Origin of the sequence: Atlantibacter hermannii, from assembly GCF_009907385.1 — a bacterium.
Classification (GTDB): Bacteria; Pseudomonadota; Gammaproteobacteria; order Enterobacterales; family Enterobacteriaceae; genus Atlantibacter; species Atlantibacter hermannii_A.
Genome location: NZ_JAAATR010000027.1, coordinates 15,100 through 28,130 on the forward strand (window position 1 = coordinate 15,100; position 13,031 = coordinate 28,130).

The window sequence follows — 13,031 nt, forward strand, 5'->3', positions numbered from 1 at the left end:
CTCTCTGGAGTCAGCTTAAAACAGAGGATAACCGCGCATGGTGCTTGGCAAACCGCAAACAGACCCGACTCTCGAATGGTTCTTGTCTCATTGCCATATTCATAAGTACCCATCGAAGAGCACGCTGATTCACCAGGGTGAAAAGGCGGAAACGTTGTATTACATCGTTAAAGGCTCCGTGGCAGTGCTGATTAAAGATGAAGAGGGCAAGGAGATGATCCTCTCTTATCTGAATCAGGGCGATTTCATCGGCGAACTGGGATTGTTCGAAGAAGGTCAGGAACGCAGTGCCTGGGTTCGCGCCAAAACGGCGTGTGAAGTGGCAGAAATCTCTTATAAAAAATTCCGTCAGCTCATTCAGGTTAACCCTGACATCCTGATGCGTCTTTCTTCGCAGATGGCGCGCCGTCTGCAGGTCACGTCAGAGAAAGTAGGCAACCTCGCCTTCCTTGATGTGACTGGCCGTATCGCACAAACGCTGCTGAATCTGGCCAAACAGCCGGATGCCATGACTCACCCGGATGGCATGCAGATCAAGATCACCCGTCAGGAGATCGGCCAGATCGTCGGCTGCTCCCGCGAAACCGTTGGCCGCATTCTGAAGATGCTCGAAGATCAAAACCTGATCTCCGCCCACGGTAAAACCATTGTGGTTTACGGTACCCGCTAAACCCTACGAAACGGCGTGGCGACACGCCGTTTCATCCGACCTCACCCATGTGGCGACGCCTGATCTACCATCCGGAAATCAACTACGCACTTCGTCAAACTCTGGTGCTGTGTCTGCCTGTGGCGGTGGGTCTGGTTCTGGGCCATCTGCAACAGGGCCTGCTGTTCTCTCTGGTTCCCGCCTGCTGCAATATCGCGGGTCTGGATACCCCGCACAAACGCTTCTTTAAGCGCCTGATAATCGGCGGCTCGCTGTTTGCGCTCAGCAGCCTGGCGATGCAGTTACTGCTGCTTAACGCCGTGCCGCTGCCGCTGGCGCTCTCCGGGCTGGCGCTGATCCTGGGCGTAACGGCGGAAATCAGTCCGTTACATGCGCGCCTGCTCCCGGCCTCACTCATCGCGGCAATCTTCACGCTCAGCCTGGCGGGCTATATGCCGATATGGGAACCGTTGCTGCTGTATGCTCTGGGCACGCTATGGTACGGGCTGTTCAACTGGTTCTGGTTCTGGCTGTGGCGCGAGCAGCCGCTGCGCGAAACATTGAGCCTGCTGTACCGCCAGTTGGCGGAATATTGCGAAGCCAAATACAGCCTGTTGACCCAGCATACCGATCCGCAAAACGCGCTGCCGCCGCTACTGGCGCGCCAGCAAAAAACCGTCGACCTGATTACCCAGTGCTATCAGCAACTGCATATGCTGTCGACCGGTAACCATCACGGCTATAAGCGCCTGCTGCGCACCTTCCAGATCGCGCTTGATTTGCAGGAACACATCTCGGTGAGCCTGCATCAGCCTGAAGAAGTGCAGAAACTGGTGCATGAAACTCATGCCGAAGCGGTGATCCGCTGGAATGCCCAAACCGTGGCGGCCCGCCTGCGCGAGCGCGCCGACGACATTCTGTATCACCGCTATCCCAAACGGTTCGACATGGATAAACAGATTGGCGCACTGGAGAAAATCGCCCGCCAGCACCCGGATAACCCGGTAGGCCAGTTCTGCGAATACCACTTCAGCCGTATCGCCAGGGTATTAAAATCCCAGCGTCCGCTCTATTCGCGGGATCTGATGGAAGACAAACAGCGCCGCCTGCCGGTGCTGCGCGCGTTAAAAAGTTATCTGTCGTTGAAATCCACCGCATTGCGCAGTTCGGCGCGTATTGCCGTGATGTTGAGTATCGCCAGCCTGGTGGGCAGCGCCCTGCACCTGCCGAAACCCTACTGGATTTTAATGACCGTGATGTTCGTCACCCAGAACGGCTACGGCGCCACGCGGGTGCGCATTCTCCACCGTGCGGGCGGCACCATGGCGGGGCTGATCATCGCCGGTATCACCCTGCACTACCACGTTGCCGACGGTTATACCCTGCTGGCGATGCTGATCATCACCATCGTCAGCTATCTCATCATCCGCAAAAATTACGGCTGGGCCACCATTGGCTTTACCGTTACCGCCGTATACAGCCTTCAGCTACTCTCCCTGAGCGGCGAGCAATATATTCTGCCGAGGCTTATCGATACGCTGATAGGCTGCCTGATCGCTTTTGGCGGCATGGTCTGGCTATGGCCCCAGTGGCAAAGCGGCCTGCTGCGTAAAAACGCCCACGACGCGCTGGAGGCAGACCAGAAAGCGATACGCTTAATTCTCAGCGACGACCCGCAGCCGACGCCGCTGGCATGGCAGCGCATGCTGGTGAATCAGGCGCACAATGCGCTATACAACTCGCTGAACCAGGCCATGCAGGAACCGGGATTTAACACCCGCTATCTGGAAGAAATGAAGCTGTGGGTGACGCACAGCCAGTTTATCGTCGAGCACATTAACGCCATGACCACCATGGCGCGGGAGCACACCATGCTCACGCCGGATCTGGCGCAGCGCTATTTGCAGTCGTGCGAAATTGCGCTGCAACGCTGCCAGCAGCGGCTGGAATATGACGAGCCGGGTGAGACAAAAGACGCGGTCATCCTGGATATGCCGGAAGCCATGTCTCAGGGGCCGTTAAGCGTACTGGAACAGCACCTGCAGCGGATACTCGGCCACCTCGACACCATGCATACCATTTCATCCGTAGCATGGCGTCAGCGGCCGCATCATGGGATCTGGCTTAAGCGGCGACTCAGTAATCCAAAAGCGGTTAACGACTGACTTTCGCCACGGCTTGCGCGAAGCGCGTCATGCCTTCATCAATGTCCGCCGCGTCCACCACCAGCGAGGGCGCAAAACGCATCACATCCGGACCAGCATTCAGCACCATAACGCCTGCCTCTGCCGCGGCGTATAAGAATTCACGCGCGCGGCCTTTAAAATGTGGTTTAAGCTCCGCGCCAATCAGTAGCCCCATGCCGCGAATATCGCTGAACACATCGTACTGCGCGTCGATTTGCTCCAGATGCTGCACAAACTGCGCGCGCTTCTGGTTTACGCCAGCCAGTACATCCGGCGTATTGATGATATCGAACGCCGCACCGGCAACCGCACAGGCCAGCGGATTACCGCCGTAGGTGGAGCCGTGGGAGCCAACATGGAACGCCGAAGCGATATCCTGCGTGGTCAGCATCGCGCTGATCGGGAAACCACCACCCAGCGCTTTGGCGCTGGTGAGGATATCCGGCGTCACGCCATAGTGCATATAAGCAAAAAGATCCCCGGTACGGCCCATACCACACTGCACTTCATCAAACACCAGCAACGCCTGATGTTGGTCGCACAGATCGCGCAGCCCTTGTAAGAATTCCGGGGTCGCCGCCGTCACGCCGCCTTCGCCCTGAATCGGCTCTACCACGACGGCACAGGTGTGATCGTCCATCACCGCTTTCACCGCATGCAGATCGTTAAACGGCACGTGGATAATGTCCGCCGGTTTCGGTCCGAAGCCGTCGGAATATTTCGGCTGCCCGCCGACCGACACGGTAAACAACGAGCGGCCATGGAATGCGTTATGGAAGGCGATGATTTTGGTTTTATACGGGCTGTGGCGGGTAGACGCGTAATAGCGTGCCAGTTTGAACGCGGTCTCGTTGGCTTCGGTGCCCGAGTTCATAAACAGCACGCGCCCGGCAAAGGTGGCGTCGATAAGTTTGCGGCCCAGTCGTAGCGCCGGCTCGTTGGTAAAGACGTTGCTGGTATGCCACAGGGTTTCCCCCTGGGTCTTCAGCGCCTCTACCAGCGCCGGATGGCAATGCCCCAACGCCGTAACCGCAATCCCGCCGGCAAAATCAACATACTCCTTGCCCTGTTGATCCCATACGCGGCTGCCCTTGCCTTTTACCGGGATAAACTCAGCCGGTGCATAGACTGGCAGAATAACGTCGTCAAAAGTCGCCCGGGTAATTGCCGTTTGTTCTGTAGCCATCTCACGCCCATCCGTTTATGCAAAATCTTGATTGAAAATATAATCACAAAATATGCATAAAAAATCACTTGATAGCAACAGAAAATCAGCGGCGTAAAAAGTTGCCCAGCAGCGCGTGGCCCTGTTCACTGAGAATACTTTCCGGATGAAACTGCACGCCCTCCAGGTCCCACTCGCGATGGCGGATGCCCATGATTTCGTCCCCGGCACTCCAGGCCGTGACGTCGAAGTTGTCCGGCAGCGTGGCGGGATCAATCAGCAGGGAGTGGTAGCGCGTCACGGTGAGCGGGTTATTGAGGCCGTGGAACACGCCGCTGCCGTTATGGATGATTGCTGAAGTCTTACCATGCATGACCTGGCGGGCGCGAATAATCCGCGCGCCGAACGCCTGGCCAATCGCCTGATGACCAAGGCAGACGCCCAGGATCGGCAGCGTGCCTGCGTAATGCCGAATCACATCCAGGGAGATACCTGCCTCGTTGGGCGTACAGGGACCGGGGGAGATAACGATTTTTTGCGGCGCAAGAGTGGCGATGTCAGCAACGTTGATTTCATCATTGCGCTTAACCACCACCTCCGCGCCGAGTTCGCAGAAATACTGATACAGGTTCCAGGTGAATGAATCGTAATTATCAATCAGCAGTAGCATAGCGGCTCCGAAAAGATGAACCGCGCTATTCTACTCACTTTCCCTGGCTTCACTCACCACTTTGCTGAAGATGGCAATCAGCGGCTCCAAATCGCCCATCGCCCCGGCCTGATTCGCTTCGCGCCAGAACTGCGGGTCGATATCGCGCCAGTCGAGGCTGTATCCGGCATGGATCGCCAGTTGCTCGAAGAAAATGCGCTGGCTCAGCCCTGAACCGAGGCGGAACGGATGCAGTACGTTGATTTCACAGTAATAGTGCGCCAGCCGCTGGATAAATTCCGGCGCGGGCAGCCCCGCCAGATACCCTTCATCTTCCAGATCCTGGAACAGGTCGTTGCCCTCTTTTTCGATGTAACCGAAATGGCAAAACCGGGTGTCGCCCTGGTAAATATCCACTTCACGCAACTCGCCCGCCCAGTCGAACACGTCCTGGAACAGATGACGGTGAATAGCGCACAGATGAGGTAACCCGCGCGGGATCGGCCCCAGCGGCAACGTGGCGGCGCGCAGCGCGATCAACTCCAGCATCGCGGCGTCCAGGCGCTGCGCCTGGCGAATATTAAGGCGGTTTTTCAGCACGTCCAGGCCGGCATACAGATACGGGTCACGCCCGTCGCCGAATTTATCGCTCATAGTGCCCCCTGAGTTCCTGAAGGCGTTGTTCGGCTTCGTCTGTGGTTAACTCGATTAACGGGATATCCCGTCCCTCCAGGCGCAGGCTGGCCTGAAAGTTGCCGTTTCGCTTTTGTTCCCAGAGACGGGATTTTTGTTTATCGGTGAGTTTTTTAGACATAGCGCCTCCCTGATCGTGACCGTATTTGCCACAAGTATAAGCAGCAAATCACAGACACGCCGGGAAGCGGCAAGCGCGGGTTAAGCGAACCCGCGCGAAAGGCGGTTACGGCAGGACTTTAGCAGACAGGATAACTATCGGTTTTGACGGGACATTTTGGTAAGGGCCCACGTCATGCGTTTGGGTCTGGGCGATTTTATCGGCCACGTCCATCCCTTTCACAACTTTACCAAATACCGCATAACCGAAATCGCGCTGGCCGTGATCGAGAAACGCATTGTCCGCCACGTTGATAAAGAACTGGCTGGTGGCGCTGTCTTTATCTGCGGTACGCGCCATCGAAATGGTGCCGCGAGTGTTGCGCAGGCCGTTGTCGGCTTCGTTTTTGATCGGCGCGTTAGCTTGTTTTTGCTGCATATCGGCAGTGAAGCCGCCGCCCTGGATCATAAAGCCCGGGATCACGCGATGAAAAATGGTGTTGTTGTAGTAGCCGCTATTGACGTAATCAACGAAGTTTTTCGCAGAGACTGGCGCTTTCTGGCTATTTAACTCCAGTTCGATATTGCCGGCAGAGGTCGTCAACAGTACGCGAGGATCGCCTTTAGCAGCCAGCGCCGCAGGTGAGAGAGCGGAAAGAGCGAACACAGCTGCAACAGCCGCCAGAGTTGATTTGAGCATGAAGCATTCCTTACGAAAACAGGGTTAAAAGCGAGTGGCTTGATTCTAAAGACCGTATCCGCATCGTGCCAGAGATTTACCTGGTTTTACGATGCCTGGCTAACATCCGAGATTTTTACCTGAAAAGTATAGGAAATATATGTGATTCCACTCACATCAAAACGTGGGTTTTGCAGCAAAAGAATACCGAAATGTTTATATGCGTCACAAAAACACATAAACTGCCCGCGCTTCCGGCGTCCCCTGGATGCTTTACCTTTCTCTTTACAGGATCTTCATGACTAACAGCAATCGCATCAAGCTCACATGGATCAGTTACTTTTCCTACGCCCTGACCGGCGCGTTAGTGATTGTCACCGGGATGGTGATGGGCAATATCGCCGACTACTTCGGCCTGCCGGTTTCCAGCATGAGCAATACTTTCACCTTTCTGAACGCCGGGATTTTAATTTCCATCTTCCTGAATGCCTGGCTGATGGAAATCGTTCCGCTGAAAACCCAGCTGCGCTTTGGCTTTGTGATGATGGTGCTGGCAGTGGCGGGACTGATGTTTAGCCACAGCCTGGCGCTGTTTTCCGCCTGTATGTTCGTGCTGGGCGTGGTCAGCGGCATCACCATGTCTATCGGCACCTTTCTGGTGACCCAAATGTACGAAGGACGTCAGCGCGGCTCGCGCCTGCTGTTTACTGACTCTTTCTTCAGCATGGCGGGCATGATTTTCCCGATGCTGGCGGCCTGGCTGCTGGCGCGCACCATTGAATGGTACTGGGTTTACGCCTGTATCGGCCTGGTCTACGTGGCGATTTTTATTCTGACTTTCGGCTGCACGTTCCCGGCGCTGGGCAAACACGCCAAACAGAGCGACGCCCCTGTCGAGAAAGAAAAGTGGGGTATTGGCGTGCTGTTCCTGTCGGTAGCGGCGCTGTGCTATATCCTCGGTCAGCTGGGCTTTATCTCCTGGGTGCCGGAGTACGCGAAAAGCCTCGGCATGAGCCTGAACGACGCCGGTAAACTGGTGAGCGATTTCTGGATGTCGTATATGTTCGGCATGTGGGCGTTCAGCTTTATCCTGCGCTTCTTCGATCTGCAACGCATTCTGACCGTGCTGGCGGGCCTCGCCACGGTGCTGATGTACTGTTTTATTTCCGGCGAACCGCAGCATATGGCGTGGTTTATTCTGACGCTGGGCTTCTTCTCCAGCGCCATTTACACCTCGATCATCACCCTCGGCTCTCTGCAAACCAGGATGCCGTCGCCGAAGCTGGTTAACTTTATTCTGACCTGCGGCACGGTCGGCACTATGTTGACCTTTGTGGTCACCGGCCCGATTGTCGCCCACAGCGGCCCGCAGGCGGCGTTGAATACCGCCAATGGCCTGTACGCCGTGGTGTTCGTCATGTGCTTCATTCTCGGCTTCGTGACGCGCCACCGTCGCCACGGCGCGACCGCTACCGCGCAGTAATGCTCAACGCGCCCTTTAGCCTGCTGAAGGGCGCGTGAAATAAATCTCCTCTCCGCCGTTATCCATCTGCACCCAGGTTTGCGACAGTTGCGTGGTGGCGATCACTTTGCCGTGACGCACCGACCAGCGCACCGGCACCTGGCGTCGTACCGCCTCAAAATCGTTTTCCGCCGGGAGAATAATCAGATTGGCCGGGTTGCCCTCTTCAATGCCGTATTGCGTAATGCCCAGGGTTCTGGCGCTGTTGTGAGTGATTAAATCCAGGCTCTGGTTAATTTGCTCATAGCCCATCATCTGGCAAACGTGCAGGCCCATATGCAGCACCTGCAACATGTTGCCGGTCCCCAGCGGATACCACGGATCAAAGACATCGTCATGGCCGAAGCAGACATTGATATCCGCCGCCAGCAGCTCCTTCACCCGGGTAATGCCGCGCCGCTTCGGATAATCGTCAAACCGTCCCTGTAAATGAATATTCACCAGCGGATTCGCGACGAAGTTAATCCCGGAGAGCTTCAGCAGGCGGAACAGCCGCGAGGTGTATGCGCCGTTGTAGCTGTGCATCGCGGTGGTATGGCTGGCGGTCACGCGTTCGCCAATACTTTCCCGCAGCGCCAGCGCCGCCACGGTTTCCAGAAAGCGCGACTGCTCGTCGTCAATTTCATCGCAGTGAATATCCAGCGGCCGGTCATATTTCTTCGCCAGAGCGAAAGCAATATTCAGCGACTCAACGCCGTATTCGCGCGTGAACTCGAAATGCGGGATCGCCCCCACCACGTCCGCGCCGAGCTTCAGCGCCTCTTCCAGCAAGGCTTCGCCGTTGGGATACGAGAGAATGCCCTTCTGTGGAAAAGCCACCAGTTGTAAATCAATCCACGGAGCGACCTCTTTTTTCACGTCCAGCAGCGCTTTCAGCGCCGTGAGCGTCGGGTCGGAGACATCCACATGCGTGCGCACATACTGGATGCCCTGCGCCATTTGCCACTTCAGGGTTTGCCAGGCGCGCGCTTTGACATCCTCATGGCTCAGCGTCGCCTTGCGCTCGGCCCAGCGCTCGATGCCTTCGAACAGGGTTCCGGAGAGATTCCAGCCGGGCTCGCCTGCGGTTTGCGTGGTGTCCAGATGGATATGCGGTTCGATAAACGGCGGAACGGCCAATCCGCCGCGCGCGTTGAGTACATCAAGGCTGCTGTGAACGCCGTTTTCCATCGGCGCGATGGTCCCGAAGCGGCCTTTATCGATAGCGATTTGCCATAACCCTTCCCGCCCCGGTAAACGCACATTTTGGATTAACCACAAAGACGTTGAAGACATACTCCCTCCGCTGTAAGCGCTTTTTACAGAGTGATACCACATTCCGCCTGACGTGACCCGAATTTGTTTAAAAAGCGCGCAGAATCGAAAACTGAATCAATTCCGCTACTTAGAAAATCATACAAAAATCAAGGATATACCCATTAAGGGGTATATAGGGCGGAAATTGATCTGAATCAAGAAGGGGGTTTGCTGAATCGTTAAGGTAGGCAGTAGTAGAATAGAAATTGAGGCAAAAATGAGCAAAGTCAAACTGGCTATAATCGGTAACGGGATGGTAGGCCATCGTTTTATTGAGGATCTTCTCGATAAAGCTGACGCCAGCCAGTTCGACATTACCGTATTTTGTGAAGAGCCACGTATCGCCTACGATCGTGTTCACCTCTCCTCTTACTTCTCTCACCACACTGCTGAAGAGCTCTCTTTGGTGCGTGAAGGTTATTATGAGAAGCACGGCGTCAAGGTGCTGATGGGCGAACGCGCCATCACCATTAACCGCCAGGAAAAAGTGATCCACTCCAGCGCCGGGCGCACCGTCTATTACGACAAACTGATCATGGCGACCGGTTCCTATCCGTGGATCCCGCCGATTAAAGGGTCCGAAACCCAGGACTGCTTCGTTTACCGCACCATCGAAGATCTTAACGCCATCGAATCCTGCGCGCGTCGCAGCAAACGCGGCGCGGTGGTCGGCGGCGGTCTGTTAGGCCTCGAAGCCGCTGGCGCGCTGAAAAACCTCGGCGTGGAAACCCACGTGATTGAATTCGCGCCAATGCTGATGGCTGAACAGCTTGATCAGATGGGTGGCGAGCAGTTGCGTAAGAAAATCGAAAGCCTGGGCGTGAAAGTCCACACCAGCAAAAACACCCAGGAAATCGTTCAGAGCGGCAAAAGCGCGCGTAAAACCATGCGCTTTGCTGACGGCAGCGATCTGGAAGTCGATTTTATCGTGTTCTCCACCGGTATTCGGCCGCGCGACAAGCTGGCGACCCAGTGCGGTCTGGCCGTCGCACAGCGCGGCGGCATTGTGATTAACGACAAATGCCAGACTTCCGACCCGGATATTTACGCCATCGGCGAATGCGCCAGCTGGCATAACCGCGTGTATGGTCTGGTGGCACCGGGCTATAAAATGGCGCAGGTGGCGGTTGACCATATCCTCGGCAACACCAACGCTTTTGAAGGCGCCGACCTCAGCGCCAAACTGAAACTGCTGGGCGTGGACGTCGGCGGCATCGGCGATGCCCACGGCCGCACCCCGAACTCCCGCAGCTACGTGTTCCTGGACGAGAGCAAAGAAACCTATAAACGCCTTATCGTCAGCGAAGACAACAAAACTCTGCTGGGCGCAGTGCTGGTGGGTGACACCAGCGATTACGGCAACCTGCTGCAACTGGTGCTGAATCAAATCGAACTGCCGGAAAACCCGGACGCCTTGATCCTGCCGGCGCACGCCAGCCAGGGTAAACCGGCTATCGGCGTCGATAAACTGCCGGACAGCGCGCAAATCTGCTCCTGCTTCGACGTCACCAAAGGCATGCTGATCTCCGCCATCAACAAAGGCTGCCACACCGTTGCGGCGCTGAAAGCGGAAACCAAAGCCGGTACCGGCTGCGGCGGCTGTATCCCGCTGGTGACCCAGGTGCTGAACGCCGAGCTGGCGAAACAGGGCATCGAAGTGAGTCACAACCTGTGCGAGCACTTCGCGTTCTCCCGTCAGGAGCTGTATCACCTGATCCGCGTGGAAGGCATCAAAACCTTCGACGAACTGCTGGCGAAATACGGTAAAGGCTACGGCTGTGAAGTCTGTAAACCCACCGTGGGCTCGCTGCTGGCCTCCTGCTGGAACGAATACATCCTGAAACCGAAGCACACCCCGCTTCAGGATACCAACGACAACTTCCTGGCGAACATCCAGAAAGATGGCACTTACTCGGTGATCCCACGCTCTGCGGGTGGGGAAATCACGCCGGAGGGGCTGATGGAAGTGGGCCGTATCGCCCGCGAATTCAACCTGTACACCAAAATCACCGGTTCTCAGCGTATCGGCCTGTTCGGCGCGCAAAAAGATGACCTGCCGGAAATCTGGCGCCAGCTGATTGAAGCAGGCTTCGAAACCGGGCATGCCTATGCCAAAGCGCTGCGTATGGCGAAAACCTGCGTGGGCAGCACCTGGTGCCGCTACGGCGTGGGCGACAGCGTCGGCTTCGGCGTCGAGCTGGAAAACCGTTATAAAGGCATCCGCACCCCGCACAAAATGAAGTTTGGCGTTTCCGGCTGTACCCGTGAATGTGCCGAAGCACAGGGTAAAGACGTAGGCATTATCGCCACCGAAAAAGGCTGGAACCTGTACGTGTGCGGTAACGGCGGCATGAAACCGCGTCATGCGGATCTGCTGGCAGCGGACCTCGATCGCGACACGCTGGTGCGTTATCTGGACCGCTTTATGATGTTCTACATCCGCACGGCCGATAAACTGACCCGTACCGCGCCATGGCTGGATAACATGGAAGGCGGCATCGACTACCTGAAGAGCGTGATTATCGACGACAAACTGGGCCTGAATTCCCAGCTTGAAGCTGAAATGGCCCGCCTGCGTGACGCCGTGGTCTGCGAATGGACCGAGACGGTGAACGATCCGGCAGCTCAGGTTCGCTTCCAGCACTTTATCAACAGCCCGCTTCGCGACCCGAATGTTCAGGTGGTTTCCGAGCGTCAACAGCATCGTCCGGCCACGCCGTATGAACGTATCCCGGTCACCTTTGTGGAGGAGGAAACCGTATGAGCCAGTGGATTAACATCTGCCCAATCGACAAGATCCTGCCTGCAACCGGCGTGTGCGCTCTGCTGAACGACCAGCAGGTGGCGATCTTCCGTCCTCACTCGTCTGAGGATGTGTACGCCATCAGCAACATCGACCCGTTCTTCGAGGCCAGCGTGCTGTCGCGCGGTTTAATCGTCGAACACCAGAGCGAACTGTGGGTAGCCAGCCCGCTGAAGAAGCAGCGCTTCCGCCTGCGCGATGGTTTGTGCATGGAAGACGCAAGCCACTCCGTTGCCCATTATGAAGCCCGCGTGAAAGACGGGCAGGTGCAGCTCAAAGCGTAATGCCCCAGGGCGAGGTTCCTCCTCGCCTTTTTTTAATTTTTCCGTCCCCGGCCTCTTTGTACGCAGAGATGTGCGGCAAACCGTGGGCGTTTTGCGTGAGGCATCGCGTTAAAAACAGACCGGAAATCATTCCGGCCGCGAACGCCAGCGCAGCCAAATTTATTATTATTTTCAAGCTATCAGGATAACCATCATGTTTACAGACACTATCAACAAATGCGCGGCCAATGCGGCGCGTATCGCCCGCCTCTCTTCCGGCAATCCGTTCGGGTTTTGGGTCAGCTCCGCGATGGCGGGTGCCTATGTCGGGCTGGGGATTATTTTGATTTTCACCCTCGGCAACCTGCTCGACCCGTCGGTGCGTCCGCTGGTGATGGGCGCAACCTTCGGTATCGCGTTAACCCTGGTGATCATCGCCGGTTCCGAACTGTTTACCGGCCACACGATGTTCCTGACCTTTGGGGTCAAAGCGGGCACCATTAGCCACGGCCAGATGTGGGCGATCCTGCCGCAAACCTGGCTGGGCAACCTGGTAGGTTCGGTGTTCGTTGCGCTGCTGTACAGTTGGGGCGGCGGCAGCCTGCTGCCGGTTGACACCAGCCTGGTGCATACCGTGGCGCTGGCCAAAACCTCTGCGCCAGCGATGGTACTGTTCTTTAAAGGCGCCCTGTGTAACTGGCTGGTTTGCCTGGCGATCTGGATGGCGATCCGCACTGAAGGCGCCGCGAAATTCCTGGCGATCTGGTGGTGCCTGTTGGCGTTTATCGCTTCCGGCTACGAGCACTCCGTTGCCAACATGACACTGTTCGCGCTTTCCTGGTTCGGTCACCACAGCGAGGCCTACACGCTTTCCGGCATTGGTCATAACCTGTTGTGGGTAACCCTGGGCAATACTTTCTCCGGCGCGGTGTTTATGGGATTAGGTTACTGGTATGCTACGCCAAAAGCGGAGCGTCCGACTCCTGCACACATCGCAACCGTTGCGGCGAAAGCCAGCCACTAAGAG

12 protein-coding genes are annotated in these 13,031 nt (G+C 56.5%); 6 read left to right on the plus strand and 6 right to left on the minus strand.

Translation table 11 applies throughout. The annotated features are described in order from the left end of the window. The first annotated feature begins 37 nt into the window (after window positions 1-37). Window positions 38-670, plus strand: a complete 633-nt coding sequence (crp, locus tag GV764_RS08665; protein WP_000242758.1) for a cAMP-activated global transcriptional regulator CRP — start codon at window positions 38-40, stop codon at window positions 668-670. 47 nt (window positions 671-717) lie between these two features. Continuing rightward, a complete protein-coding gene (locus GV764_RS08670) occupies window positions 718-2,814 on the plus strand; it encodes a YccS/YhfK family putative transporter (RefSeq protein WP_161659794.1) in 2,097 nt (698 codons plus the stop codon). On the opposite strand, the gene argD is transcribed toward GV764_RS08670, so the two are convergent. The 5 genes from argD to ppiA all read right to left on the minus strand — a co-directional run bounded on the left by argD (window position 2,804) and on the right by ppiA (window position 6,141). After that, on the minus strand, window positions 2,804-4,021 hold the full coding sequence (gene argD, locus GV764_RS08675; RefSeq protein ID WP_161659795.1) for a bifunctional acetylornithine/succinyldiaminopimelate transaminase: 1,218 nt from the start codon (window positions 4,019-4,021) through the stop codon (window positions 2,804-2,806). The genes GV764_RS08670 and argD overlap by 11 nt on opposite strands. Before the next feature lie 85 nt (window positions 4,022-4,106). Further along, window positions 4,107-4,670, minus strand: a complete 564-nt coding sequence (pabA, locus tag GV764_RS08680; protein ID WP_161659796.1) for an aminodeoxychorismate synthase component 2 — start codon at window positions 4,668-4,670, stop codon at window positions 4,107-4,109. Window positions 4,671-4,700: 30 nt separating this feature from the next. Then, window positions 4,701-5,303, minus strand: coding sequence for a putative adenosine monophosphate-protein transferase Fic (locus GV764_RS08685; protein ID WP_161659797.1), 603 nt, complete (start codon window positions 5,301-5,303; stop codon window positions 4,701-4,703). Next, window positions 5,293-5,463: a YhfG family protein gene (locus tag GV764_RS08690; protein WP_161659798.1), complete on the minus strand. Its 171-nt coding sequence runs from the start codon at window positions 5,461-5,463 to the stop codon at window positions 5,293-5,295. The genes GV764_RS08685 and GV764_RS08690 overlap by 11 nt, the downstream gene beginning before the upstream one ends. A gap of 105 nt (window positions 5,464-5,568) precedes the next feature. After that, on the minus strand, window positions 5,569-6,141 hold the full coding sequence (gene ppiA, locus GV764_RS08695; RefSeq protein WP_161659799.1) for a peptidylprolyl isomerase A: 573 nt from the start codon (window positions 6,139-6,141) through the stop codon (window positions 5,569-5,571). A 277-nt stretch (window positions 6,142-6,418) separates the two neighbouring features. Between ppiA and tsgA the strand changes: the two genes are divergently transcribed. Then, window positions 6,419-7,603, plus strand: a complete 1,185-nt coding sequence (tsgA, locus tag GV764_RS08700) for an MFS transporter TsgA (RefSeq protein ID WP_161659800.1) — start codon at window positions 6,419-6,421, stop codon at window positions 7,601-7,603. Between the two features lie 15 nt (window positions 7,604-7,618). Here the strand turns inward: tsgA and GV764_RS08705 are convergent, their stop codons facing one another. Next, the gene (locus GV764_RS08705; protein WP_161659801.1) at window positions 7,619-8,917 is read right to left on the minus strand and encodes a cytosine deaminase; all 1,299 of its coding nucleotides are present in this window, start codon (window positions 8,915-8,917) and stop codon (window positions 7,619-7,621) included. A 238-nt stretch (window positions 8,918-9,155) separates the two neighbouring features. On the opposite strand from GV764_RS08705, the gene nirB reads away from it, so the two are divergent. The 3 genes from nirB (at window position 9,156) to nirC (ending at window position 13,028) form a co-directional block, all read left to right on the plus strand. Beyond that, window positions 9,156-11,702 carry a nitrite reductase large subunit NirB gene (gene nirB, locus GV764_RS08710; protein WP_161659802.1) on the plus strand — a complete coding sequence of 849 codons (2,547 nt, stop codon included), beginning with the start codon at window positions 9,156-9,158 and terminating at the stop codon, window positions 11,700-11,702. Beyond that, the gene (gene nirD / locus GV764_RS08715) at window positions 11,699-12,025 is read left to right on the plus strand and encodes a nitrite reductase small subunit NirD (protein ID WP_161659803.1); all 327 of its coding nucleotides are present in this window, start codon (window positions 11,699-11,701) and stop codon (window positions 12,023-12,025) included. The genes nirB and nirD overlap by 4 nt, the downstream gene beginning before the upstream one ends. 193 nt (window positions 12,026-12,218) lie before the next feature. Beyond that, on the plus strand, window positions 12,219-13,028 hold the full coding sequence (gene nirC, locus GV764_RS08720) for a nitrite transporter NirC (protein ID WP_161659804.1): 810 nt from the start codon (window positions 12,219-12,221) through the stop codon (window positions 13,026-13,028). The last annotated feature ends 3 nt before the right edge of the window (window positions 13,029-13,031 follow it).